The following is a 25,029-nucleotide window of genomic DNA, read 5'->3' on the forward strand; positions in this document are numbered from 1 at the left end:
GTGCCCTTGCCGGCGGCTGGCAACGCAGCCGCGGATAGATCCTAAATAGGCTTTACGGATCGCCCGTTCGGGGGTGCCAGATAATCAGAACATGGAGCTGACATGACGCAGGAACGTCTTTATTCCCGCCAGACAGGCAAGAGCGTCTGGGTAGTACTGGTGGTGTTGGTGGTTCTGGCGGCCCTGGGGGCCGGTGGCTGGTGGGGCTGGCAGCAATTCCAGCAGATGCAGAAAGAAAAGGCCGGTCTTGCCGGTCAGATCAGCGAATTGAAAGCCGCCATGGCCAGTCAGCGCAGCGACGTTCAGGGCGCGTTGTCCTCCTTCGAGAAAAAGCAGGCGGAGTTGGCCGCCCGCATGGTCAAGGATCGGGCGGTGCTGGCCGACATGCAGAGCGGAGGCCAGACCCTGTGGCTGGTCAACGAGGCGCGGGCGCTGGCCAGCCTGGCCAGTCAGCGCCTGCTGCTGACCCAGGACGCGTCTGCGGCGCGGCGTTTGCTGAAAGCCGCCGATGAGACCCTGGCCCGTCTGGATGATCCCAAGGTGTTGCCGGCCCGTCAGGCGCTGGCCATGGATATGGAAAAGCTCAGTGGCGCCGGCCAGGTGGACGTGCAGGGTATGGTGCTGCGCCTGGGCGCCCTGCGTCAGATCGTCGCCGAGCTGGCGGTGCCGGTGGAAGAAGCTCCCCCCGAGCGCGACATGCCGGAAGTGAGCCAGCCCTGGTGGCAGGATGTGCTCGACCGGCTCCCCGTGAATGTGCGCCATCATGATGGTGCGGTGCCGCTGCCGTTGTCCGCGGAGCAGGCGTCCCTGGTGCGACTGACGCTGGACGGTAGCCTGCAGCAGGCGCAACTGGCCCTGATGCAGGGCCGGGCCAAGGCCTATCAGCAGGCCCTGGATACGGCGCGCTCCACGCTGGCCCAGTGGTTCCGTGAGGATGAGCCGCGGGCGGCGCAGATGCGCAAGGCCCTGCAAGAACTGGGCGGCAGCAATGTGGCCCAGGCGCTGCCGGAAATCGGTGCGGGGCTGGCCGCTATTGAAGAACTGAAACGCAAGGAGGGCGGTGCATGAAAAAAGTCGCCCTGCTGATCGTCATCGCCCTGGTTGCCGCTCTGGCGCTGGGGCGCTGGATGGCGGCGGACTCCGGCTATGTGCTGGTGATCCGCGATGATTTTTCCATGGATACCACCCTGGGCTTCGTGGTGCTGGCCGCGCTGCTGACGGCGGTGGCCATTGTCATTCTGACCCTGCTCGGCAATGCTGCCTGGAATGCCCTGGAGCCGGTGCGTGCCACCCGTCGCTGGAAAAAAGCGGTGGCGGCCCGGCGTCTGCGCAGTGGTTTTCTGCAACTGGTGGATGGGGAGCAGGAAAAGGCCGAGCGCCTGCTGGTAGCCGCCGGTGAAGACGGTGACTGGCCGTTGCTGGCCTGGTTGCTGGCGGCGGAAGCGGCCCAGGAGCAGGAGAACGTGGAGGCCAGTCAACGGTATCTGGAAAACGCCAGTAGTGACCGTCGCGGTCAGTTGGTGGCCGGGCTGATGAAGGCCCGTTTCGCCCTGGACGATGGTTATCCGGAGCAGGCCCGCCAGGAACTGAAGGTGCTGGCGGACCTGGCGCCGCGGAACAAACGTATCCTGCGTACCTATGCGGAGGTGCTGGAAAGCCAGAAGGACTGGCCGGCCCTGTGCGCCCTGATGCCGCGGCTCAAGCGTGCCTTCGGTGAGGGCAAGGAATCCCGTCGTGAGCGTCGGGCCTGGTTGGCGCTGTTGCAGGAAACCGCCCGCAAGCCCGGGTTTAACGATGCGGATGGCCGCCGCGAAGAACTGCGCAAGCTGTGGAAAGATGTGCCGGTGCATTTGAAAAATGACCCGGCCATGGTGGCCCGCTATGCCGGTTTTCTGGCACAGCTGGGTGGCGGCAAAGGGGCTCTGAATCTGGTGCGGGAACACCTTTCCCGGGAATGGGATGATCGTCTGCCGCCGGTGCTGGAGGCCATCGATGATATTTCTCCGGATGACCTGCTACAGGTGCTGGAAGGCTGGCTGGCGGAACGTCCTGGCAATGCGGCGGTGCTGATTACCGCTGGCCGGGTGGCGCTGAAGGCGCGCCTGTGGGGCAAGGCCCAGGGCTTCTTTGAAGCGGCCGCCAACTCCAGTCAGAGCGCCACAGCGCTGGCTGAGCTGTCGCGCTTGTATCAGGCGCTGGGAGATTCCAGCAAGGCGCAGAAAGCGTTCGAGCGGCGCTTGCAGCAACTGGAAGGGCAGTTGCCCACCTTGCCCATGCCGGAGAAATCGTTGTAGCAGAGTATTGGCAGGTGATAACCCAAAGGCCGCGCCGGATTCCCGGCGCGGCCTTTTTGTTATAGGAGTGCCGCTTGAGGCGCGAATGGGGAGAGAGGAGGAGTTTCGAGAAGCGAGTAACGAGGAGCGAAAAGCGTTTCGAAACGCGAACCTCGTCACTCGCGTCTAATGCGGTTCGCGCCTCAAGCGGTGCTCCTACGAAACCCGTCGCGGTCCTGTGGCCCGGTGTGGCGGCTTAATTCAGGGCCTGGGTGATCGCCTGCCCGACGTCCTGCCACCCCTGATCCAGGGCTTCAACCAGTGGCGCATAGCCCTCGCCATTAATGGGTCCCTGCCACTCGATGGGGCCCTTTCGGCTTTGCGCGTCTGACGTGAACTGCCAGGTGCCGGTGATCCTGGCCACATCCCCTTCAGCGTTCTGCACGCCCTGAAAGCGGCTGATTTGTAGTGCCAGTTTTCCCTGTTCCGGGAGTGTTGCCTGGCTTGCCAGGGTGGCCGCCAGTGCCCGCTGCAATTGTGAGCCCAGCGGTTCTGCCCAGCGGTGCTGGCGAGCCACGTGCAGCTCGGTATCGCTCAGTTGCAACACAATGCCGCCCTGGTCCAGGTAGCTGGCCAGGGTCACGTGAATCCGCAGCGGGGTGTGGCCACTGTGGCTGGCGCCCGGTAGCAGGTAATCCGGCGCCGGTGCCGGAGGGGTCTGGCTGCAGGCACTCAGCAACGTCATCAGGGCGGCCAGCAGGCCGGGAATGAGGACAGATTTCATTGGCGGGGGCCTCTGGGTTGCGGGTCGGGGGCCGGTTGGCGCTGGAAGATCAGGGCGTTGGGTTGCCGGTTCAGGGTATCCAGCAATGGCTCCGCTTCATTCAGGAGACGGTCCAGCTTCTGCAGGGTGCCTTGCAGCTGCTGATAGCCCTCACCGCCGGACTGCCAGCCCTGCAGAGTGCCCTCCAGGGCGCCCAGGGTGCCGGTGAGTCGTTCCGGCAGGGCATTGAGCGCCGGGTTGGCGAGCAGGGTGTCCAGGCGCCGGGTGGTGTCGGCCAGGTTATCCAGGTTGCGGTTCAAGTTGCCGGCGATGGACTCCATGGGCAGGTCGTTGAGCGTGTCCAGCAGTTGCTGGATCTGGTCCTCGATCTTGCTGATGCCGCCACTGTTGACCGTGGGGAACACCGCCACGTCTGCATAGCGTTCACCGCCAGAGTTGGCGGGACTCTCCGGGTGAAAATCCAGGTCCACGAACAGGGAGCCGGTGAGCAGGTTGCCCGGCTTCAGGCTGGCGCGCAGGCCGTCACCGATCATGCGGTCGATTTCCTGTCGCCATTGTGCCGTGTCTTCGTGGTTCTGGTGGGTGATGCGCTGGGGCTCCAGTCGGATCAGTACCGGAATCGGGGCACTGCTGATGGTGGCCGGGCCGGACTGGCCAAAGCCCCAGGCCACCTGTTCCACCGTGCCCACCCGGATGCCCCGATATTCCACCGGGGCGCCGCTTTTCAGGCCGCGCACACTGCGTTCCACCAGCAACACATAATCCAGGGTGTCGGTGTAGAGCGCCCGGCGGGCGCTTTCTTCATCGTTGTGCAGGGTGAATTCCCGCTCGTCCTCTACCGGGTCGCCGGCGCGCATGTTGCCATCGGGCACCGCGAAGGTAATGCCGCCGCCGATCAAGGCTTCCAGGGAATGGATCTGGGCCTGGAAGCCGCGGGCGTCGAGCTGAAAGCCCAGGCCGTTGACCTGCCAGAAACGGCTACTGTCCGAGACCAGCACGTCATAGGGTTTCTGGATAAAGATGCGGTGATGGAAGCGTTTGTCGGCGGCGTTGAAGCGGGTTTCTACCACCCGGCCCACCTTCAGGCTGCGAAAGTTCACCGGATCACCCACGTCCACATTGGTGCCAGCTGCACTGACCAGCTTCAGGAACAGGCCGGCGCCGGTCGTCTCCGGGGGCGGGCTGTCCTGTACCTGGAAACGCTTGCCCTTCTTGCTGCTTTCGCCGGGCATCAGTTCGATATAGGAGCCGGACAACACCGTGTTCAGACCACTGACCCCTTCCCGGCTGATGCGTGGTTTGACCACCCAGAAGCGGGTGTCCCTGGCCAGCATGCGGTCGGTATCCGATTGCATCTGGACGGTGAGCAGGGTGTGGCTCATGTCATCGGACAGCCGCACACTTTCCACCAGCCCCACCTGGACGTTGCGGGTTTTCACCGGGGTCTTGCCGGCGTTGATGCCTTCCGCATCCGCCAGTGTCAGCGTGATCACCGGCCCCTGGCTGGACAGGTAGCTGAACACCAGCCACAGGCCGATCAGGGCCGCGGCCAGAGGGATCAGCCAGACGGCGGAAAGCCGGGTGCGGCGGGGTTCGGCTTGGGTGTCACTCAAGGCTGATGCTCCGGTTGCGTGTTGCGGGTGAGGGTTTGTTGCTGATCCCAAATCAGGCGCGGATCAAACTGGTGGGCGGCCAGCATGGTGAATATCACCACGGCGGAAAACGCCACGCCACCCACGCCCGGGGTCACGGTAAGAATATTGCCCATCTGGAACAGGGCGACAATGATGGCCACCACGAACACATCGATCATGGACCAGCGGCCCACCCATTCGGTGATCCGGTAAAGCGCCATCTGGTTTTTCATATCCAGGGTGTCCCGCCGGCGGCTGGCGATACACAGCCAGCCCAGGGCCAGGATTTTTCCGAACGGCACCAGCACGCTGGCAGTAAAGATGATCAGGGCAATGGGCCAGTCGCCGTGGCGCAGAAACAGCATGACACCGGCAATGATGGTGGATGGCTCGTTCTGTCCCAGGCTGGTGGTGGTCATGATCGGAAACAGGTGGGCCGGGAAGCAACAGAGAATGGCCGTGATCAGCAATGCCCAGACCCGCTGCAGGGTCAACGGATGACGACCATGGAGGGGGCTGTCGCAACGTTGGCAATGGTGGTGGTGCATGGCCTGCAACTGTCCGCACCACTGGCAGCCGATCAGGCCCTGGGCGCGGGCGGTCAGCCCGCTGCGGGCAGCAACGGGCTGCTGCAGATTGCCGAGCAGCCGCTGCCACAGGCTAATGGTATTCATGCGAGTGACGGTGATCAGCAATAGCAGGGCATAGCCGGAAAAGGTCCAGAAAGCAGAGAGCAGCTGGATATGGGCCATGGCGACGATCTTCACCAGGCTGACCAGGGCGGCAATGGCAAACACATCGGCCATCATCCACGGCTGCATGCGGGGCAGCCAGCGGGCCAGCAACAGACTGCCGGGCAGCTGGCGGGGCGCTGCCAGGCTCAGATGCACCCAGCAGATCGACAACAGATAGAGGGCCGGTATCACGATGATGGTGGCAATCACGATCACCGCCAGTGCCGGGTGGTGATAGACCGCCAGTTCCCAGGCCGCATCGGTGACGGTCATGGCACGCTCGATACCACTTTTTTCAAAGCCGATGTAGGGGAACAGCAAAGACAGGCCGAGCAGGATCAGGGCGGTGAACGCCAGCGCAGGTGTCAGCTGATCACTCTGCGCCTGGCGCATCAGCGGGTGCCGACAGCGGGGACATTGCAGCCAGCCGCCCTTCTCGCCAGGGTCCACTTCGCAGACCAGATCGCATTCATGGCAGGGCAGCAGAAGTGTCTGGTTATGCACTGTGGGCGGAGAATCCTGCGCCATCGCATCCTTTCCTTGGAAATCAGCTATAAGCAGCAAGCTACAAGCTACAACGCGGGCTCGGTTGTTGCCAGTCCGGTAACGTTTTGGCCGCGATTCGAGGTGAATGCTAGATGCCCAGTGACGAATTAGACTCGCAGCGCGGGCTCAGGCCTCTTCGGTTGGCACGAGCTTAGCCCGCGTTGTAGCTTGAAGCTTGTCGCTAATCCCTCGGCGCGTAATCGAACACGTCGCAATGGATATTGCCGGCGGGAACTCCTTCTGCCACCAGTGCATCGAACACCGCCCAGGCCATGGGCGGGGAGCCGCCCAGATAGAACAGGGGCAGGTCCGGTTCGTCCAGAGCGGCCAGCGCCGCCTCGTGGACCAGACCCTCGGCGTGATCCGGGTGGCGGATATCGGACAGGGAGGTGGTGAAATCGAAGTCCTTGAGGGCGGTTTTCCACTGGGCCGGCAGGGTCGACAGATAGAGGTCCTCCGGGGTGCGGGCGCCCCAGAACAAACGCACCGGCTGATCGAAATCCAGGGCGATCAGCCGCTCGACCATGGCCTTCACCGGGGCAAATCCGGTGGAACCGCAGATAAACCACACCGGTTGTGCCGGGGCCGTGTCGATAAAGCGCAGGCCGGCGGGCAACGTGATGCTGACAGTGCTGGCCGATTCCAGGTAGGCCATGATGTCCTGGGCGGCACTGTTATCGTCGCCATGGCGGATATGCAGTTCCAGAGCGCGTCCATCGCAGTGGTTGGCAATGGAAAAGGGGTAGCCTTCGCCGTTCAGGTTGAGCATCAGGTACTGGCCCGCATGCCACTGGATCCGCTTGCCAGCGGGCAATTGCAGCCAGACCCGGCTCACGTCATGGTTGAGCACTTCGATCTGCTGAATCTGGCAGTTGACGTCGTGGCTTGGCAGTTCGCCGGGAACGGTCACCTCGGGCACATCTATCTCGCAATCGCTGAGTGGTTGGGCGACGCAGTATAACACCCGGGAGCTATCGGCATCGCCCGCATGAATGATGTGGTTTCTTTGCTGAACGTGTCCGCTGTGCAGGCGGCCCATGCAGCGTTCGCACACCCCATTGCGACAGGCCACCGGAAAGCCAAAGCCGGCCTGTTGGCCGGCTTCGACAATGGTCTGGTCAGGGCGGCAGGGGAAGTGATCCCTGCCGTTGACGGAGATGGTATAGATCCTGGGCATTGAAAAGTTGCGACTGAGAAGGAGCGAGTTTCGAAAACCCAGATCGGTTTTGTCTTTCGCGACTCGCGCCTCGTCACTCGCGACTTTCGTTAACTGCCTACGCCCACAAACAGGGCCACAATACAGCCCATACCGAAGGCCCATACCAGGGTGCGGGCGCTGGCCCAGTCGGCGATATAGCAGACGGTGTACATGACCCGGCTGACCACAAAGGCCAGGGCGATGCCGTCGATGGTGCCCTGGGGCGCGGTTTGCACAAGGTGAGCAATGATCACGGCTGCGGCAAAGGCGGGGGTCACCTCGAAACTGTTCTGCTGGGCCCAATGGGCCCGCTTGCGGCTGCCCTCCAGGGTTTCCAGGAATTCCCGGGGGTTATGGTTCTGTTTCGGGCCAAAGCCGCCCTGGAACTTGGCCAGAGCCGTATTCAGGTAAGGGAGGAAAATGGCGGCAAGCACGCACCAGTAGGCAAGGGTCATAGTGATTCTCCGTGGTTTTTATAAGCCGTAGGAGCGGGGCTCGAGCCGCGAAGCGCCCAGAGATCTTTTCGAAAACGGCTTCGCGGCTCGAGCGCCGCTCCTACGGAAATGAAGCTGAGGCTATCTCAGTCCTTGTCATCGGCCTGTGAGGCTAGCAGGCACTGTTCGATCACCGCAAAACGATCCTGGCCCCAGACCATGGTCTTTTCGGTCAGGAAGCTGGGAACGCCCCAGCTGCCGGCGGCCATCATGGCGTTGCGGTTGTCTTCAGCGCGATCGCGCCAGCTGTCGTCGTCCAGCCAGCGGCGGGCCCGGTTCCAGTCCAGCCCGGCATTTTCCACCAGGAACTTCAGGCCATTGTCGGTGGCGGCGTTGATGCCCTGGCTCCAGATGCCGGTGGCGGCGGCGCGCAGCCATTCACGCAGGCGACCTTCCTTTTCGGCGAAAGGCCAGATAGCCATGCAGCGTTCCACACCGGCCCCCACTGGATCGCATACCTTGCCGAACGGCACCTTGTGCAGTCGGGCCTCCCGGGCGGCGTCCTTGAGAATGTAGAAACGCTTGGCCTTGGGGACGGAGAGCCCACGCATGACCATGGGCAGGACCGGGCGGATCTTCAGGTTCAGACCGTAGTGGTCCGCCATGGCATAGGTGCGGGCCAGGGCCAGATAGGAGTAGGGGCTGCGGAAAGAAAAGAACAGCACCAGGGGTTTGCCTTTCAGGCCCTCCGGCACGTCTTTCAGGCGGGCCCGCTTGGCGCGGCCGTAGGGCAGCGGCCAGTCCGCGCTGCCCAGTCCCAGGTCGTTGAGGCGGTGGGCCAGATGGTCCAGCCGTTCCACGCTCCAGTACCACTCGCCTTCGTAGTGCAGGGTGCCGGTGAGGTAGTGGCCGTCCTTGAGGAACTGGTCGCGGCGCGCTTCCAGGGCCAGCTGGGCCCGGTCGGCGGGCATCTGGCCGTGTTCGGTGAGCAGGTCTTCCAGCTTGTCATGGTCGTTGCGCCACAGGGCATCGGCCAGGGCGGCGGCCAGGCTCCAGAAACGCTCGTCACCCTCGTGTTTCAGCAGGCAGCGTGTTGCTGCCAGGCTCACTTCCCGGGGTGGCAGTTGCCAGTGGTGGGGAAAGTCCAGGTCGTGCAGGCGCGCCAGCTGGGTGGCGTCGCGGGGGGCCAGTTCTTCCAGCATGTCCGCCGCCGGGTACATCTGCTGATCCAGGTACAGCATGACCCGGGGGGTAATCGTGATGCCGAAGTGGCGGGCAAAGCGGGGCAGTACCTGGGCCATCAACACCGAATAAGGGTCATCAATGCGGAAGTAGAACACCGCCTGATGAGGGCGCCGTTGCAGCTTGCGGCGCGATTCGCGAAAGGCCCGGCGCCATTGTTGCAGGCGTTCGCTGGTGATCAGCTTGGCCACCAGTGGCATCAAACGTTGTCTCAGACTCATTAACAGAGTGCTCCTCGTAAGTGGGCACAGGCCGGGGTCGCCGACGGGAAAACACGTCTACGATACTTGTTCAGAAAGCGCCGTGTGGCAACACCCTGTCTACCGGGGTGCGGCAACGGTCATGAAACCGGCGGGGCGTATGCCAAGAGGGGCAACGAACAGGGCGGCCCGAAGGCCGCCCGGGTCGGTCACAGGTTGAGCTGGCTCAGGTCCCGCACGGCACCGCGGTCGGCGCTGGTGGTCAGGGCCGCATAGGCCTTCAGGGCGGTGGAAACGCGGCGCGGGCGCATTTCCATGGGTTTATAGGCCAGCTTGCCGCGGGCTTCCATCTTGCTGCGACGATGGGCCAGTTCCTCATCGGAAATGTCCAGGTTGATGGTGCGGTTGGGGATGTCGATGGCGATGGTGTCGCCTTCTTCCACCAGGGCGATGGCGCCGCCTTCCGCCGCTTCCGGGGAGGCATGGCCAATGGACAGGCCGGAGGTGCCGCCGGAGAAACGACCATCGGTGAGCAGGGCGCACTGTTTGCCCAGGCCCTTGGATTTCAGGTAGCTGGTGGGGTAGAGCATTTCCTGCATGCCCGGGCCACCCTTCGGACCTTCGTAACGAATCACCACCACATCCCCGGCCACGATCTGGTCGCCGAGAATGGCGCGCACGGCAGAGTCCTGGGATTCAAACACACGGGCACGACCGGTGAAGGTGAGGATGGAATCGTCCACCCCGGCGGTCTTCACGATACAGCCGCGCTCGGCGATGTTGCCGTACAGTACCGCCAGGCCACCGTCCTTGCTGTAGGCGTTTTCGTAATTACGGATACAGCCGTTTTCCCGGTCGTTATCCAGGCTGTCCCAGCGGGTGTCCTGGCTGAAGGCGGTCTGGGTGGGGATGCCCGCCGGGCCGGCGGTGAACATTTTTTTCACGCCTTCATCGCTGGTGCGCATGATGTCGTAGTGCTCCAGCGCTTCCGCCACGCTGGCGGAGTGCACCATGGGGATATCCCGGTGCAGCAGACCGGCCCGGTCCAGTTCCCCGAGAATGCCCATCACGCCACCGGCCCGGTGCACGTCTTCCATATGGTACTTCTGGGTGGCTGGGGCCACTTTCGACAGACAGGGCACCTTGCGGCTCAGACGGTCGATATCGGCCATGGTGAAGTCCACTTCGCCTTCCAGGGCCGCCGCCAGCAGGTGCAGTACCGTGTTGGTGGAACCGCCCATGGCAATATCCAGGCTCATGGCGTTTTCGAAGGCCTTCACCGAGGCGATATTGCGTGGCAGTACTGCCTCCACATCCTGTTCGTAGTACAGCTTGGCCAGATCCACGATGCGCCGGCCCGCTTCCAGGAACAGTTCGCGGCGGTCCGCGTGGGTGGCCAGCAGGGAGCCGTTACCGGGCAGGGACAGGCCCAGCGCTTCGGTCAGGCAGTTCATGGAATTGGCGGTGAACATGCCGGAGCAGGAACCGCAGGTGGGACAGGCGGAGCGCTCCACTTCGTTGAGGGTTTCCTCGTCCACGCTGTCATCGGCGGCCATCACCATGGCGTCCACCAGGTCCAGCTTGCCCTCGGCCAGCTTGGTCTTGCCCGCTTCCATGGGGCCGCCGGACACGAAGATCACCGGAATGTTCAGGCGCATGGCGGCCATCAGCATGCCGGGGGTGATCTTGTCGCAGTTGGAAATGCACACCAGCGCATCGGCGCAGTGGGCGTTGACCATGTATTCCACGGAGTCGGCAATGATGTCCCGGCTGGGCAGGGAATAAAGCATGCCGTCATGGCCCATGGCGATGCCGTCATCCACCGCAATGGTATTGAATTCCTTGGCGATGCCCCCGGCCTTCTCCACCTCGCCGGCCACCAGTTGGCCCATGTCCTTCAGGTGCACGTGGCCGGGCACGAACTGGGTAAAGGAGTTGGCGATGGCAATGATCGGTTTACCGAAGTCCCCGTCCTTCATGCCCGTGGCGCGCCACAGGGCACGGGCGCCGGCCATGTTACGGCCATGGGTGGTGGTGCGGGAGCGATACTGCGGCATGGGAACCTCGTAATGGTAACTAGCGGGACATAGCCGAGCATTGTAACCCACAGTACCCCACTGTTGGAGCCTTGCTCGCAAGGCGAAGAAGCGGGGGAGGAGGTGCTCTACTTGAGCCGAGCCCGCCCACTCGACGCAATCAGCCCGGTTGCCTTCACCCGCCAGCCCATCACTTATCCACCGTTGGAGCCATGCTCGCATGGCGAATTAGCCCAAGCGTTTCGGGAATGCAGGCGCTAAATTACGGAGAGCCAGCGCCGTTTTTCACCAGCGCGCCAGTTGAATATGTAGGATATGGCTTACATATTTTTGTAAGTGGCTGAGATAGAGTGAATTTTCAGTTTTGGGGCTGCAAGAAAAGTCCGAACAAAATTTCCCGTTCAACACGCAAGTGCAAGAAAAGTCTGTTGAGAGTCATTCCCGGGTGTAGGGTAAGTTGCTGGTTTGTTGTTGGTTTAGTGTGGTTCTTGAATCGACGTTGATAAGGGATGTACAGCAAAGTGTTATATCGCATCTGCAATTGAATAAGCTGTTAACTTTGGGGAGAGGGGGTTTATTAATGGCTAATAGAAAAATAAAGAGCTATTGCCGTTCTTGTAGCCAAGACACAAATCATGAAGTTTTGTCTGAGCATATAGAGAATGGGGACGAGCACTATGACTGCAGGCTTACCTATCAAATAGTTCAATGCTTTGGCTGTAACACAAAGTCGTTTAGAGACGTATTCGAAGATAGAGAGTTCGCATATCAGGTCAGTGAAAATGAATGGGAGGTCCCAACTCGGATTGATGTTTATCCAAAGTTTATAGAAGGCCATAAGCACCTTGACAACGTGTTTTGTCTGCCTGACTTGGTGGCGACGATATACAGAGAGGTAATACTAGCCTTTCAAGAGGGGGCCTTGATTTTGGCGGGCTTGGGTCTAAGAGGAACTGTTGAGGCAGTATGCAACGACCTTGGTATTACTGGAAAAAACCTAGAGACACGAATTTCAAGGTTGTGCACTAATGGAAGCATTTCCAAGAAAGATGCTGAGCGGCTTCATGGAATAAGATTCATGGGAAATGATGCTGCCCACGAAATAAAAAAACCAAAAGAAGAACATTTGCGAGTGGCATTAAAAATAGTCGAGCATCTTCTTTCTAGTGTCTACATTCTTGAAGACGAGGCAAATGGAAAGATTGAGACTACGATATCTACCAATGAAAGTTTTTTTGATCTACTAAAAAATAAGGTGGACTCATTGACTCCGGGTGATGAGTTGCCAATAGCGCAGATATTTGGAAAAGATTTCAGGCGTGTAAAGGAATCAATTTCTGCATTTGAAAGTGAGCTATTATCAAAAATAAATACTCAAGATGTTGCTTACTTAAAAAAGGGGAAACTCGATAAATATAATGGCTCTAAAAATGACCTCCAGCACTATATTGTTTCGCAGAAAAGTTAACAATGCATTGCAGCGGACCAGCCGCTGAACGCGGCGTTAAATCTATAGGGTGGCGGAATGCGCGTTGCGATTTTTATTTTTTTATTGGTGGTTTCATCTCCTTCGTTTTCAAAGGTTTGTGCTTTGGACGCTGAGAGGCCTAAGGCAGCGACCTATGAGGAAAAAATAGAATGTATGCGTGAAGATGCTAAATATCTTTGGGCCCAGCTTGATTATTTTAAGTTTACTGTGGGGCGGTACCCAACGAACGAGGAGGGGTTTGAAGTGCTGGTTGCGGGCAGCGCCTTGCCTAAGCCCAATAATTACAGTAGGTGGGGTTATATTAAAGAAGAAATTAAAGACCCATGGGGCCGCAGGTACATATATAGGGAAAGCCCTTTGTCAATCATTTCCTATGGTCTAGATGGAAGTCCGGGTGGAGAGGGTAAAAGCAAGGATATAGTTTTTACGCGAAAGTAAATTTAACAATGCCATGCATGCGACAAGCGCATGATGGCGGGCGTTATGTGTGATTGCGAGGGGGTCCCATGACATGGTTGCTTATAGGCGTTCTAGCTGTCGTAGGGGTTTATACTTTCACGCGATGGAATAGACGCCCGGTCGAATGGAAGTCCGAAGAGGTTGCGGACCTATTGCAAACCTGGCTGGATGGAGATGTGGATGATGCAGGCTGGGATTACTTTGTTTCATGTGAAATTTCCGATCCTCAACTTGAGGAGATCCGCCAAGAAGCTATGGGTGCGGTATACATCGAATCGCCGTACATGGATGCAAGCGGACACCGCCTGAACGAAGCGGGGAAAGCACTATTCAGAGATTTAAAGGCGCGTTCTCAAGGTGCTAGTGGTAACACATAACAATTGGCTGCACCGGATAAATTTCCGCTGTCACATTTTGTGCATAGGGCCGCACAAAATCCGCCATCGAAAATTTACCCGGTGAGCGTAGCGTTAAGCTAAGGAGAAGTTTTGGGCGATCCTCATGGGATAAGCAACTTTTATTATGTTATATCCTTTCAAAACAAGCAGGCTTTTGATCGCTGCCAAAAAGAAATTAGTGAAATTATAGACAGTGAGAGAGAGCAGTACATGATCGACATGGAGACAGCTAGTCTTCGTCATCATGGGCTTAAGTGTGCAGTGCAGAGCATTGTTTTCTCTGCAATGTGCCTTGAGGCGTTTATTTATGGCTATTCTGTGAAAAATCTTGGTAAAAGCTATACAAATATGCATATAGAAAGGCTGGGAATTGAGTCGAAATTTATTCTTGTTCCTAGGCTTGTAACTGGCAAGGAGATTGATAAATCAGGCCAGGCTTATGAGGGCCTGAAGAGGCTGGTTAAAGATAGAAATAAAATTGTCCACTTTAAGGGGGTCAATGATTTCCTCAGCGAGGATTCATTTTTACCCGAAGCAATGAATAATGGCCTAAATACAATTTCGAACCTCATGGATGAACTTATAAAAATCCATCCCGAAGAAAAAATATACTTCATGGGTGTTCCTGTTTATGCCGAGTGTTTCGCTTGACAAGGCGGAGCACGCGACAAGCGCGTGTCCGCGGCGTTACAGGTTGGAAATTAACTCACTAGGCAATCGCCCCCTTAACCTCTGTATTCGCCATGCAAGCATGAGCTCCCACAGGGAAAGGCGAGCAGCTCATATGACGGGCAGCGCTACAGCCCCTTCACAAACACCTTCGAATTCCGCTGCCAGTTATACAGCGACTTCCTTGCCCCCGGTAGCGCTTCCACGCCAGCCAGTTCAAATCCCTGCTGCTGAAACCAGTGCGCGGTCAGGGTGGTGAGCACGAACAGGCTGGTGAGCCCTTGTTCCTTTGCTCGCCGTTCCACGTATGCCAGTAGCTGGGCACCCCGTTCGCCCTTGCGGTAGCCGGGGTGGACGGCCACGCAGGCCAGTTCGCCGGTCTTGTCGTCCGGGAAGGGGTAGAGGGCGGCGCAGGCGATGACCATGCCGTCCCGCTCGATGATGGCGAAGCGCTGGATTTCGTTTTCCAGCAGTTCCCGGGAGCGGCGCACCAGGGTGCCGTCCGCTTCCAGGGGTTCGATCAGTTCCAGAATGCCGCCCACGTCGTCAATGCGCGCGCCGCGCAGGGTTTCGTAGGTTTCCCGGGTGACCAGGGTGCCGCAGCCGTCACGGGTGAACAGTTCCTTGAGCAGGGCGCCGTCGTCGTTGGCGTCGATCAGGTGGGCGCGACCCACGCCATTGCTGGCGGCGTGGCAGGCGGCGGTGAGCTGCCGGTCCACGCCATTATCCTGGAGCTGATCGTCGGCAAGCAGTTTGCCGGCTTGCTGGGGGCTGAGTTCTCGCACCATGTCGCCGTTGCTGTCGGCGAGCCGCAGGTCGTTACCCATGAGAATCAGCTTGTCGGCGCCCAGGGCGATGGCGGCGGTGGAGGCCACCTCTTCCGCGTTCACATTGAACAGTTCGCCGGTGGGCGAGCAGCCCAGCGGTGACAGCAGTACCACGTTGCCATTGCTCAGTTGCTGACGAATGGCATCCACTTCGATGCGCCGGACTTCGCCGGTGTGCTGGTAGTCGAAGCCGTTGCGCACGCCCACCGGTTTGGCGATGACGAAGTTGCCGCTGATCAGGCGGATGCCGGCGTTGTACATGGGGGAGTTGGCCAGCCCCATGGAAAACAGCCCTTCCAGTTTCAGGCGCAGGGCCCCCACGGCGGCCATGACGCCATTGAGCGCCGCGCTGTCGGTGATCCGCATGTGTTGCTCAAAGGTGGATTCGATGCCGGATTCCGCCAGCCGCGCGCTGATCTGCGGGCGGGCACCGTGGACCAGGACCAGCTTGATGCCGAGGCTGTTGAGCAGCGCCAGATCGTGAACCAGGGTGGGCAGGCGCGGGCCGTCCAGCAGCTCGCCGGAGAGCATCACCACAAAGGTGCGACCCCGATGGGCATTGATGTACGGGGACGAATTGCGGAACCAGTGGACCTGATTGTCGGGGGTGGTGCTGGGCACGGCGTGTCTCGGTGATGGATGACTGACAGGCCAGTATAGCCAGCGGGGGGCGTTGGATGCCAGATGTGCCGGCGGGGTGGGGTGAGGACCTTGCCTGCAAGCGAAAGGGCATCCGAACGAAGCAGCCAGTTTCGAGTTGCGAGTACCGAGTTTCGAAAGGCAAAACCCTGCCCGCTTTAAAGGTTTTCGCAACTCGAAACTCGCTTCTCGTCACTCGATCCTTTTGCTTGCAGGCTGGGCGTGGCAACAGAAACCAAAACGCCGCCCGAAGGCGGCGTTGTGTTCTTCGTGACGGGTCGGCGTTATTAGGCGCCGAACAGGCCCTTGAAGAAGTAGAAGAACAGGATCGACAGCAGGGCGCCGGCGGGCAGGGTGACCACCCAGGAGGTGAAGATGGTGCCGATCACCCGCAGGTTCAGGGAACCGATGCCGCGGGCCATGCCCACGCCCAGTACCGCTCCCACCAGGGTGTGGGTGGTGGAGATGGGCAGGCCGGTGCCGGAGGCCAGGATCACCGTGCCGGCGGCGCCCAGCTCGGCAGCGAAGCCGCGGCTGGGGGTCAGCTCGGTGATGTTCTTGCCCACGGTGGCCATGACCCGGGCGCCAAGGATGGCCAGGCCGAACACGATACCCATGGCGCCCACCAGCAGGATCCAGCTGGGCATGGCGGCTTCGCCGCCGATAACGCCTTCGTTGACGATGACGCTGTTGATGGCGGCCAGCGGGCCCACCGCGTTCGCCACGTCATTGGAGCCGTGGGCGAAGGCCATGGCGCAAGCGGTAAAGATCATCAGCACGGCAAAGATGCGCTCCACGGAGTGGAAACGAAATTCCTTGTCGGCTTGTGGGTTTGGCTTGATGCGGCTGAGAATCATGGCGCCGATCAGGGCAATGATGACGCCGCCCACGGCGGCCCAGCCCAGGCTGGCCGCGAAGCTGATTTCCAGGCCGATATGCTTGAGGCCCTTGAGCAGGGTCACGGCGGTGATCGCGAAGCCCACCAGGAACATGTAGAAGGGCACCACCCGTTTGGCCCGTTCGAATGGGTCATCATGGTTGAGCACCAGGCGCTGCACGCTCTTGATCAGGGCAAAGGCGATGAAGCCGGCGAGCAGGGGTGAGGTGACCCAACTGGCGACAATGCTGCCAACCTTGTCCCACTGTACCGAATCCATGCCTACGCCCACGGCGGCAAAGCCCACGATGGCACCGACAATGGAATGGGTGGTGGAAACCGGCCAGCCAAACCAGGAGGCCACCACCAGCCAGATACCGGCGGCCAGCAGGGCGGACATCATCCCGTAGACCAGATAATGGGGGAATTCGGCAAAGACGCTGGCATCGACGATGCCTTTACGAACCGTGGCAGTCACTTCGCCACCGGCCAGGTAGGCGCCGCAGAATTCAAAGACGATGGCGATCATCACCGCCTGTTTCACGGTCAGGGCCCCGGAGCCCACCGAGGTGCCCATGGCGTTGGCCACGTCGTTGGCGCCCACACCCCATGCCATCAGAAAGCCGAACGCGCCGGCCAGCAACAGCATCAGGTAGCTGTGTTCAATCATCCACTCCATAAGACAACTCCTAGCGTGCGACCAACATCTGCAGGCGGCCGCCCACTTTCTGGGCGCGATCAGCGAGATCGCCTACCCATTCGATGATCTTGTAGAGAAAAATGACATCCACCGGGGGCAGTTCGTTTTCCAGCTTGAACAGGGTGGAGCGAATGGTGATTTGCTGCTCGTCGTTATTGCGCTCCAGGCGGTCCAGCTCCTCGATGAGCTCTTCCACGATCTGGATTTCGCGACCGCTGAAGCCGGTCTCGATCAGCTCATCCAGCTCGTTGATGGCTTTCTGGGCCTGGGCGGAGGTATCGATGGCGCCCTGCACGTAGTCGCGCATCACATCGGCCAGTATGGGGGGAATGGTCATCTGCCGGCCGAGCATTAGCCCGGAGATGTCCTTGGCCTTGTTGGCGACCTTGTCCTGAACGCTGATCAGGTCGAGCAGGTCGGTGCGCGGCATGGGCAAAAACAGGCTTTTGGGCAGGTTCAGGCGGAATTCTTTTTTCAGTTCGTCGGCCCGGTTTTCCAGCTCGGCAATGCGCTTGCGGGCTGCCCGTGCCTTGTCCCAGTCGCCTTCGGTCACGGCGGCGAAGAAGTCCGCCAGGGTCTGGGCACAGTCGTGAACGGTGTCGTAGTGTTGCTGCAGGGGCTTGATCGGTGAGCGGCCAAACAGGCCGGCAATGGAGCTTCCAAAGGACATAGGCGCCTCGGGTCCAGAGTCAGAGTAAAACCTGAAGCAGGGGCTTCAGGCAGAATCAGTGTCCCACTTTCCCGGGCAGTCGCCCATGGGGAAAGGAATGTTCATGGCACAGTCGTGCAACTGTCACAGATGTGTCATGAATCTGGCCGCGAGTATAGTCAAAGCCATCGGGGCTGTCAGGGTTTACCTGTTATCGTTACAGTACTACAAAATAATTAGACAGGCGGTTCTGCCCGCCTATTGACCCGGAGAGTATCCGTGAACGTCACTGCCCACCCCGCCAAACTGGATGGTCTGCTGATTGATGTGCGCTGGCTGATGCGTGAGTTGCTGGAAGAAGGTCGCGTCAGCCAGGAAGACTTCAACGTCATTTCCACCACGCCACGGGAGAAGAAGGAGCTGAATTGGCACCCGATTCAGGTGCTGGCCAAGTATCGGCTCACCGACCGGACCAATACCCACCAGCTGCTGGATGTGGATTTCCTGACCCGCTGGCTGGGGGAAAAGGCGGGTATGCCGGTGTGTCACATTGATCCGCTCAAGGTCCATGTGGATCAGGTGACCAATGTGATGAGTTATGCCTTTGCCGAGCGTCACGGCATCGTGGCGGTGGAAGTGCAGCGGGACAAGGTGGTGGTGGCCTGCGACCAGCCCTTTGTGCGCGACTGGCAGGCCCATCTCAAGCAGGTGCTGCGTGACCGGGAGCTGGAGGTGGTGCTGGCCAATCCCGAGCAGTTGCGCCGCTACCGGGTGGAGTTCTACAACCTGAGCCGCTCCATCGCCGGGGCCTCCGGCAATACCGGCCAGGAAATGTCCGGCATTACCAACTTCGAGCAGTTGCTGGAAGTGGGCAAGGGGCACCACGACGCGGACGATCAGCACATCGTCAATATTGTGGACTGGATTCTGCAATACGCGTTTTCCCAGCGGGCCAGCGATATTCACCTGGAGCCGCGCCGGGAGACCGGCAAGATGCGTTTCCGCATCGATGGCGTGCTGCACGATGTGTATGAGCTGCCGGCGGCGATCATGGCGGCGGTTACCAGCCGCCTGAAGATTCTCAGCCGCCTCAATGTGGCGGAAAAGCGCAAACCCCAGGACGGGCGTTTGAAGACCAAGTCACCGGAGGGGGAAGAGATCGAGCTGCGTATTTCCACGCTGCCCACCGCCTTCGGGGAAAAAATGGTCATGCGGGTGTTCGACCCGGATGTGCTGGTGCGCAGCTTCGAGCAGATGGGCTTTACCAATGAGGATTACCAGGCCTGGCAGCGCATGACCTCCCACCCCCACGGCATCATCTTCGTGACCGGCCCTACCGGCTCGGGGAAAACCACCACCCTCTATTCCACCCTCAAGCAATTGGCCACCAGCGAGGTGAATGTCTGCACCATTGAGGATCCCATCGAAATGGTGGAACCCAGCTTCAATCAGATGCAGGTGCAGGCCAATATTGATGTGAGCTTTGCCCAGGGGGTGAAGGCCATGCTGCGTCAGGACCCGGATATCATCATGATAGGTGAGATCCGCGATCTGGCCACAGCGGATATGGCCATCCAGGCCGCCCTCACCGGTCACCTGGTGTTGTCCACCCTGCACACCAACGATGCCCCCTCGTCCATTACCCGTCTGGTGGATCTGGGCGTGCCAGCCTACATGATCAGTGCCACGGTGCTTGGGGTCATGGCCCAGCGTCTGATCCGTACCCTGTGTCCCCATTGCAAGCAGGCAACGGAAACCGATGTGCAGGCCTGGGAAGAGCTGGTTCGCCCCTTCAAGATGAAGCCGCCGGAAAAGACCTATCGCCCGGTGGGCTGCCTGGAGTGCCGGGATACCGGTTACCTTGGGCGTGTGGGGGTCTATGAGACCATGCCTCTGAATACCAGCCTCAAAAACCATATTTCCCGGGGCTCCGAGCTGGAAACCCTGACCCGCCAGGCCCTGAAAAACGGCATGAAGCCCCTGCGCATCAGTGGTGCCATGAAGGTTGCCAAGGGGCTGACTACCATTGAAGAGGTCATGCGGGTGACGCCGTCGCAGGATATTTTGCTGGGATAGAAAAGGAGCGAGTTGAAAGTTCAAAGTTGAAAGGCGCGAAGAAAGGGGGGCGGTATCCGCAAAAGGCGGAGCTTCGCGCGGCATGGCTGGCTCACCATGTGAACATGGCTCATGCGGCAGGTGTAGGAGCTATGCTTGCATGGCGAACCTGCGGATCGTGAATCGCGGGCATGGCCTGCGTTAAGCGTCCCCGGCTGTTCCTGATTGCAACTTTGAACTTTCAACTTGCAACTCCCTCCTGGCCTCTAGCCTTTCGCGCCCTCCCGTACGACAATAGCCGCCCATGACAGAACCCCAATATCACGCTCTGCCGGATGAACTATCGGTGCTGGTCAGTCAGCACTGGCAACACTTCGTGGAATCCGGTCATCGTATCCCTGACTCCCTTCTTGATGACCTGCCCCGGGTGTGGGCTGGCTCCGACTATGTGGCGCAACAGTTTCAGCGTGATCCGGGCCTGGGCCAGTGGCTGCAGGACAGTGATCCGACTCAGCCCCTGGCGGAGGCGTCCCTGCGCCAGGCCGTGCGCGAATTGCTGGGCGACTGCGATAATGAGGATGAGCTGAAACGGGCTTTGCGTCGGCTGCGTCACCGGCACATGGTGCGCATCATCTGGCGGGACCTGGCCGGGATGGGGGATTACCACACCACCGTGGCGGACCTGTCCCTGCTTGCGGACACCCTGATTCAGGAAGCACTGAGCGTGCTGCATGGTTGGGCCTGCGAAAAAAGCGGCACCCCCATGGGGCCGGATGGCAAGCCGGTGCAGCTGGTGGTGCTGGCCATGGGCAAGCTGGGCGCCCGGGAGCTGAACCTGTCCTCGGATATCGACCTGATCTTTGCCTACGAGCATGAAGGGGAAATCGAGGGTGAGCGGCGCAGCCTGAGCCATCACCAGTTTTTTGTGCGTCTGGGGCAGCAGCTGATCAAGGCCCTGGACCAGCCCACCGCCGATGGTTTTGTCTTCCGGGTGGACATGCGCCTGCGTCCCTGGGGCAAGAGCGGCGTGCTGGCCATCGGCTTCGATGCCATGGAAGGGTATTACGAAACCCAGGGCCGTGAGTGGGAGCGCTACGCGCTGATCAAGATGCGCCCGGTCGGCGGCGATTTGCAGGCCGGCAAGCGGCTGATCAAGCGGCTCAATCCCTTCGTCTACCGCCGTTATATCGACTACGGCGCTTTCCATTCCCTGCGCGAGATGAAGTCCCTGATCGAACGGGAAGTGAACCGCAAGGGCATGCAGGCGGATGTGAAGCTGGGTGCCGGCGGCATCCGTGAAGTGGAATTTATCGTCCAGGCCTTCCAGTTGATCCGGGGTGGCCAGCTGCCGGCCCTGCGGGAGCCCAACCTGATCAAGGTGCTGCCGCAACTGGTGGAACTGGAATTGTTGCCGGAGGACGTGGCGGAGGAGCTGACCGAAGCCTATCTGTTCCTGCGGGATGTGGAGCATCGGCTGCAGGGAATCGCGGACAAGCAGACCCAGCGCCTGCCTGACGACGAGCTGGGCTGGCAACGGCTGACCTTTGCCATGGGCTTTTCTGCCCGTGCCGCCTTCGAGCGCAAGTTGCGGCGTTACCGGGAGAGTGTCCGTCACCATTTCAGCCAGGTGATTGCCGACCCGGAACAGGAAACCGATGCGGCCCAGGGCGCCGATCAGGAGCTGCTGGATCTGTGGCTGGGCGAGCTGGATGCCACCCAGGCGGCTGCCCAGCTGGAAGCCATTGGGGTGCAGGAAGGTGACAAGGTCTACGCTCACCTGAATGATTTCCGCGAAAGCCGTTCGGTGCAGAACATGCAGGCGATTGGCCGTGAGCGACTGGACCGGCTGATGCCGCTGCTGCTGGAAGCCCTGGGCTATCAGGGCCATGGCGAAACCACGGTGGTGCGCCTGCTGGCCTTCGTGGAAGCCGTGTTGCGTCGTAGTGCCTACATTGCGCTGCTGGTGGAAAACCCCAGCGCCCTGACCCAGCTGGTGAAGTTGTCCGGGGCCAGCCCCTGGATCGCCGAGCGTCTCACCCTGCACCCGGTGCTGCTGGACGAGTTGCTGGATGTTCGCACCCTCTATTCGCCGCCGGAGCGGGCGGAGCTGGATGACGAGTTGCGTCAGCAGCTGTTGCGGGTGGCCGAGGATGATCTGGAACAGCAGATGGAGGTGCTGCGTAATTTCAAGCAGGCCCACCTGCTGCGGGTAGCAGCCTCGGAAGTCACCGAAGTGCTGCCGTTGATGAAGGTCAGCGACTATCTCACCTGGCTGGCGGAAAGCATCCTCAACCAGGTTGTGATGCTGGCCTGGGAGCCGCTGGTAGAGCGCCACGGCCGCCCCTCGCGTCTGGATGGCCAGCCCTGCAATCCGGATTTTGTGGTGGCCGGTTACGGCAAGCTGGGCGGTATCGAGCTGGGGCACAACTCCGATCTGGATCTGGTGTTCCTGCATGATGCGGCCAGCGGCGGCATGACCGACGGCGACAAGCCGGTGTCCAACGAACAGTTCTACGCCCGCCTGGGCCAGCGCATCATTCATATTCTCTCCACCCGTACCATGAGTGGCCAGTTGTACGAAGTGGATATGCGCCTGCGCCCCTCCGGCAGTGCCGGTCTGCTGGTCAGCTCCATGGATTCGTTCGAGAAATACCAGCTCAACGATGCCTGGACCTGGGAACATCAGGCCCTGGTGCGGGCCCGTGTGGTGGCTGGCTGCAACCGGGCGCGGGCCCGCTTTGACGCCATTCGCCATCAGGTACTGTGCCTGGAGCGGCCGCTGGACAAGTTGCGCGAGGATGTCCTGGCCATGCGCGACAAGATGGTTGACCACCTGGGCGAAAAGGGCGAGGACCGTTTTCATCTCAAGCAGGACCCGGGAGGTATCGTTGATATCGAATTTATGGTGCAATACGGGGTTCTGAGATGGGCCTCCTCCCACGGTGAACTGACCCGCTTCACCGATAATGTGCGGCTGCTCGAAACACTGGCTGCACTGGATATTATGTCGGCGCAGGATGCCGGCTTGCTGCGGGAAGCGTACCTCGCTTACCGATCCGCGGCTCATCGCGCCTCGTTGCGCAAAGAGAAATCCATCGTCGACGACACCCAATTCCGCGATTTGCGTGAAGGCGTGCGAGCGATCTGGAAGCACTGGTTCGACCTGCAGGGCTGACACCTGCCGGTCCTTAGTTCTGGGAGTATCACTGCCATGTCGATGGCTGTAAGAGACGGTTTTATCTGGTTGGATGGCGAACTGGTTCCCTGGCAGGAGGCCAAGGTGCATGTGCTGACGCACACCCTGCACTACGGCATGGGGGTGTTCGAAGGGGTGCGCGCCTACGAAACGGCCAAGGGTCCGGCCATCTTCCGCATGAAGGAACACACGGACCGCCTGTTCAATAGTGCCCATATCATGAACATGAAGATCCCGTTCTCCAAGGACGAGGTCAACGCTGCGCAAATTGCTGCGGTGAAAGAGAACAACCTGCCCCATGCCTATCTGCGGCCCATGGCGTTTTACGGTAGCGAGGGCATGGGGCTGCGCGCCCATAACCTGAAGGTGCACCTGATGGTCGCGGCCTGGGAATGGCCGGCCTACATGTCCCCGGAAGCCCTGGAGCTGGGCATCAAGGTGCGCACCTCCAGCTACACCCGCCACCACGTGAATATCACCATGTGCAAGGCCAAGGCCAACGGCAACTACATCAACTCCATGCTGGCGTTGAATGAGGCCCTGTCCGGCGGTGCCGACGAAGCCCTGCTGCTGGACAACGAAGGTTACGTGGCAGAAGGCTCCGGTGAGAACATTTTCGTGATCAAGGGGCAGGTCCTCTACACCCCGGAGCTCACCTCCTGCCTGGATGGCATCACCCGCAAGACCATCATCCAGCTGGCCGAAGAGCGTGGCTACACAGTTCGCGAGAAGCGCATCACCCGGGATGAAATCTACGTGGCGGATGAGGCCTTCTTTACCGGCACCGCTGCCGAAGTGACGCCGATCCGTGAACTGGATGGCCGTATCATCGGTGAAGGCAAGCGTGGCCCGATCACCGAGCAGCTGCAGGCAGTGTACTTTGATCTGGTGCGCGGCAAGCTGGATGACGACTACGGAGACTGGCTCACTTACGTGGGCTGAGCAGGCGCATGCCGGCTACCTTGTCCGACTCGCCTTCCGCCATCCTTGTCGTCGGCCCGTCCTGGGTCGGCGACATGGTCATGGCCCAGACCCTGTTTTCCGAACTGCGTCGCCAATACCCCGATTGCGCCATTGATGTGCTGGCACCGGCCTGGTGTCGGCCGCTGTTGTCGCGCATGCCGGAAGTGCGCGAGGCCCTGTCGCTGCCTTTCGACCATGGTGACCTGAAGCTGGGTGAGCGGCATGCCCTGGGCAAGTCACTGCGTGGCAAATACCAGCAAAGCTATGTGCTGCCCAATTCCCTCAAGTCTGCCCTGGTGCCCTGGGCGGCGAAGATTCCCCGTCGCATCGGTTGGCGCGGAGAGATGCGCTATGGGTTGCTCAACGATGTCCGCAAGCTGGACAAGGACCGCTATCCGTTGATGGTGCAGCGCTTTGTGGCGCTGGCTCAGCCAGCCGACGCGTCGGTGCCACAGCTGGATACCATTACCGCGCCGCACCTGGAGGTGAGTGAAGACTCACTGCAGCAGGCCATGGTGGCCCATGGGTTGACGACGCAGCGACCGGTGCTGGGCCTTTGCCCCGGTGCGGAGTTCGGCCCGGCCAAGCGTTGGCCGGAACATCATTACGCGGCGGTGGCCCAGCACTGGATCGACCATGGGGGCCAGGTGTGGATCTTTGGCTCCGGCAAGGATCAGCCGGTGGCCAGAGCCATTGTCGAGATGCTCGAAAACGGCGCCGCCGAGCAAGCAGCGGTACTGGCCGGCAATACCTCCCTGGAACAGGCGGTGGATCTGCTGTCGGCGACCACCGCGGTGGTCAGCAACGATTCCGGCCTGATGCATATCGCTGCGGCGCTCAAGCGGCCGCTGGTGGCCGTGTACGGTTCCACGTCCCCAGGTTTTACCCCGCCATTGGGTGATAGAGTGGCAGTGGTAAGGCTGGGGCTGGAATGCAGCCCCTGTTTCGAACGGGAATGCCCGCTGGGGCATTTGAATTGTCTGCGCCAGCTGCCCCCTTCGCAGGTGATCGATGCCCTGCAGCAGCT

Annotated in this window: 20 protein-coding genes; 10 read left to right on the plus strand and 10 right to left on the minus strand. The window is 60.3% G+C overall.

Annotated features, from left to right (window positions below):
* The first annotated feature begins 102 nt into the window (after positions 1–102).
* Positions 103–1,068 (plus strand): uroporphyrinogen-III C-methyltransferase, encoded by a 966-nt coding sequence (locus A3714_RS01540; RefSeq protein WP_062815625.1) that lies wholly within the window; start codon positions 103–105, stop codon positions 1,066–1,068.
* Complete coding sequence (locus tag A3714_RS01545; RefSeq protein WP_063508178.1) at positions 1,065–2,294, plus strand: heme biosynthesis HemY N-terminal domain-containing protein; 1,230 nt, start codon at positions 1,065–1,067, stop codon at positions 2,292–2,294. The genes A3714_RS01540 and A3714_RS01545 overlap by 4 nt, the downstream gene beginning before the upstream one ends.
* Before the next feature lie 235 nt (positions 2,295–2,529).
* Here A3714_RS01545 and A3714_RS01550 read toward each other — a convergent pair whose 3' ends face one another.
* The 7 genes from A3714_RS01550 to ilvD form a co-directional block, all read right to left on the minus strand.
* Complete coding sequence (locus tag A3714_RS01550) at positions 2,530–3,057, minus strand: membrane integrity-associated transporter subunit PqiC (protein WP_063508179.1); 528 nt, start codon at positions 3,055–3,057, stop codon at positions 2,530–2,532.
* The gene (gene pqiB, locus A3714_RS01555) at positions 3,054–4,670 is read right to left on the minus strand and encodes an intermembrane transport protein PqiB (protein ID WP_063508180.1); all 1,617 of its coding nucleotides are present in this window, start codon (positions 4,668–4,670) and stop codon (positions 3,054–3,056) included. The genes A3714_RS01550 and pqiB overlap by 4 nt, the downstream gene beginning before the upstream one ends.
* On the minus strand, positions 4,667–5,953 hold the full coding sequence (locus tag A3714_RS01560) for a paraquat-inducible protein A (protein ID WP_063508181.1): 1,287 nt from the start codon (positions 5,951–5,953) through the stop codon (positions 4,667–4,669). The genes pqiB and A3714_RS01560 overlap by 4 nt, the downstream gene beginning before the upstream one ends.
* Before the next feature lie 199 nt (positions 5,954–6,152).
* The gene (locus tag A3714_RS01565) at positions 6,153–7,148 is read right to left on the minus strand and encodes a 2Fe-2S iron-sulfur cluster-binding protein (protein WP_063508182.1); all 996 of its coding nucleotides are present in this window, start codon (positions 7,146–7,148) and stop codon (positions 6,153–6,155) included.
* Positions 7,149–7,237: 89 nt separating this feature from the next.
* Positions 7,238–7,624: an MAPEG family protein gene (locus tag A3714_RS01570; RefSeq protein ID WP_063508183.1), complete on the minus strand. Its 387-nt coding sequence runs from the start codon at positions 7,622–7,624 to the stop codon at positions 7,238–7,240.
* Positions 7,625–7,749: 125 nt separating this feature from the next.
* Positions 7,750–9,066, minus strand: coding sequence for a DsbA family protein (locus A3714_RS01575; protein WP_063509115.1), 1,317 nt, complete (start codon positions 9,064–9,066; stop codon positions 7,750–7,752).
* A 188-nt stretch (positions 9,067–9,254) separates the two neighbouring features.
* Entirely contained in the window at positions 9,255–11,102 is a 1,848-nt protein-coding gene (ilvD, locus tag A3714_RS01580) for a dihydroxy-acid dehydratase (RefSeq protein ID WP_063509114.1), read from the minus strand.
* Positions 11,103–11,661: 559 nt separating this feature from the next.
* Between ilvD and A3714_RS01585 the strand changes: the two genes are divergently transcribed.
* The 4 genes from A3714_RS01585 to A3714_RS01600 all read left to right on the plus strand — a co-directional run bounded on the left by A3714_RS01585 (position 11,662) and on the right by A3714_RS01600 (position 14,078).
* A complete protein-coding gene (locus tag A3714_RS01585) occupies positions 11,662–12,549 on the plus strand; it encodes a DUF4145 domain-containing protein (protein WP_063509113.1) in 888 nt (295 codons plus the stop codon).
* A 57-nt stretch (positions 12,550–12,606) separates the two neighbouring features.
* Positions 12,607–13,008, plus strand: a complete 402-nt coding sequence (locus A3714_RS01590) for a type II secretion system protein GspG (protein WP_063509112.1) — start codon at positions 12,607–12,609, stop codon at positions 13,006–13,008.
* Positions 13,009–13,076: 68 nt separating this feature from the next.
* Positions 13,077–13,406 carry a hypothetical protein gene (locus A3714_RS01595; protein WP_063527147.1) on the plus strand — a complete coding sequence of 110 codons (330 nt, stop codon included), beginning with the start codon at positions 13,077–13,079 and terminating at the stop codon, positions 13,404–13,406.
* A 111-nt stretch (positions 13,407–13,517) separates the two neighbouring features.
* Positions 13,518–14,078 carry a hypothetical protein gene (locus A3714_RS01600; RefSeq protein WP_063509111.1) on the plus strand — a complete coding sequence of 187 codons (561 nt, stop codon included), beginning with the start codon at positions 13,518–13,520 and terminating at the stop codon, positions 14,076–14,078.
* A gap of 146 nt (positions 14,079–14,224) precedes the next feature.
* Here the strand turns inward: A3714_RS01600 and argA are convergent, their stop codons facing one another.
* The 3 genes from argA to A3714_RS01615 all read right to left on the minus strand — a co-directional run bounded on the left by argA (position 14,225) and on the right by A3714_RS01615 (position 17,809).
* The gene (gene argA / locus A3714_RS01605) at positions 14,225–15,544 is read right to left on the minus strand and encodes an amino-acid N-acetyltransferase (protein ID WP_063525850.1); all 1,320 of its coding nucleotides are present in this window, start codon (positions 15,542–15,544) and stop codon (positions 14,225–14,227) included.
* 305 nt (positions 15,545–15,849) lie between these two features.
* Positions 15,850–17,118, minus strand: coding sequence for an inorganic phosphate transporter (locus A3714_RS01610; RefSeq protein ID WP_062815636.1), 1,269 nt, complete (start codon positions 17,116–17,118; stop codon positions 15,850–15,852).
* A 10-nt stretch (positions 17,119–17,128) separates the two neighbouring features.
* Positions 17,129–17,809, minus strand: a complete 681-nt coding sequence (locus tag A3714_RS01615; RefSeq protein WP_063508317.1) for a TIGR00153 family protein — start codon at positions 17,807–17,809, stop codon at positions 17,129–17,131.
* Positions 17,810–18,127: 318 nt separating this feature from the next.
* Here A3714_RS01615 and A3714_RS01620 point away from each other — a divergent pair, with 318 nt between their 5' ends.
* From A3714_RS01620 to waaF, 4 genes are all read left to right on the plus strand, one after another.
* On the plus strand, positions 18,128–19,864 hold the full coding sequence (locus A3714_RS01620; protein WP_231866159.1) for a GspE/PulE family protein: 1,737 nt from the start codon (positions 18,128–18,130) through the stop codon (positions 19,862–19,864).
* Between the two features lie 283 nt (positions 19,865–20,147).
* On the plus strand, positions 20,148–23,018 hold the full coding sequence (gene glnE, locus A3714_RS01625) for a bifunctional [glutamate--ammonia ligase]-adenylyl-L-tyrosine phosphorylase/[glutamate--ammonia-ligase] adenylyltransferase (RefSeq protein ID WP_063508318.1): 2,871 nt from the start codon (positions 20,148–20,150) through the stop codon (positions 23,016–23,018).
* A gap of 36 nt (positions 23,019–23,054) precedes the next feature.
* Positions 23,055–23,981: a branched-chain amino acid transaminase gene (locus tag A3714_RS01630; RefSeq protein ID WP_063508319.1), complete on the plus strand. Its 927-nt coding sequence runs from the start codon at positions 23,055–23,057 to the stop codon at positions 23,979–23,981.
* 8 nt (positions 23,982–23,989) lie between these two features.
* The coding region (gene waaF, locus A3714_RS01635; protein ID WP_063527148.1) for a lipopolysaccharide heptosyltransferase II at positions 23,990–25,029 on the plus strand (1,040 nt) is incomplete at its 3' end.

It is taken from the genome of Alcanivorax sp. HI0007 (assembly GCF_001635525.1).
Lineage (GTDB): Bacteria > Pseudomonadota > Gammaproteobacteria > Pseudomonadales > Alcanivoracaceae > Alcanivorax.

Coding starts and splice junctions, on each gene's coding strand:
- A3714_RS01610 (WP_062815636.1), bottom strand. CDS start 17,118: ATGGAGTGGATGATTGAACACAGCTACCTGATGCTGTTGCTGGCCGGC.
- A3714_RS01540 (WP_062815625.1), top strand. CDS start 103: ATGACGCAGGAACGTCTTTATTCCCGCCAGACAGGCAAGAGCGTCTGG.
- A3714_RS01630 (WP_063508319.1), top strand. CDS start 23,055: ATGTCGATGGCTGTAAGAGACGGTTTTATCTGGTTGGATGGCGAACTG.
- glnE (WP_063508318.1), top strand. CDS start 20,148: ATGACAGAACCCCAATATCACGCTCTGCCGGATGAACTATCGGTGCTG.
- A3714_RS01570 (WP_063508183.1), bottom strand. CDS start 7,624: ATGACCCTTGCCTACTGGTGCGTGCTTGCCGCCATTTTCCTCCCTTAC.
- A3714_RS01550 (WP_063508179.1), bottom strand. CDS start 3,057: ATGAAATCTGTCCTCATTCCCGGCCTGCTGGCCGCCCTGATGACGTTG.
- A3714_RS01615 (WP_063508317.1), bottom strand. CDS start 17,809: ATGTCCTTTGGAAGCTCCATTGCCGGCCTGTTTGGCCGCTCACCGATC.
- A3714_RS01595 (WP_063527147.1), top strand. CDS start 13,077: ATGACATGGTTGCTTATAGGCGTTCTAGCTGTCGTAGGGGTTTATACT.
- A3714_RS01585 (WP_063509113.1), top strand. CDS start 11,662: ATGGCTAATAGAAAAATAAAGAGCTATTGCCGTTCTTGTAGCCAAGAC.
- A3714_RS01590 (WP_063509112.1), top strand. CDS start 12,607: ATGCGCGTTGCGATTTTTATTTTTTTATTGGTGGTTTCATCTCCTTCG.
- A3714_RS01620 (WP_231866159.1), top strand. CDS start 18,128: ATGCGTGAGTTGCTGGAAGAAGGTCGCGTCAGCCAGGAAGACTTCAAC.
- A3714_RS01545 (WP_063508178.1), top strand. CDS start 1,065: ATGAAAAAAGTCGCCCTGCTGATCGTCATCGCCCTGGTTGCCGCTCTG.
- A3714_RS01565 (WP_063508182.1), bottom strand. CDS start 7,148: ATGCCCAGGATCTATACCATCTCCGTCAACGGCAGGGATCACTTCCCC.
- A3714_RS01575 (WP_063509115.1), bottom strand. CDS start 9,066: ATGAGTCTGAGACAACGTTTGATGCCACTGGTGGCCAAGCTGATCACC.
- ilvD (WP_063509114.1), bottom strand. CDS start 11,102: ATGCCGCAGTATCGCTCCCGCACCACCACCCATGGCCGTAACATGGCC.
- A3714_RS01560 (WP_063508181.1), bottom strand. CDS start 5,953: ATGGCGCAGGATTCTCCGCCCACAGTGCATAACCAGACACTTCTGCTG.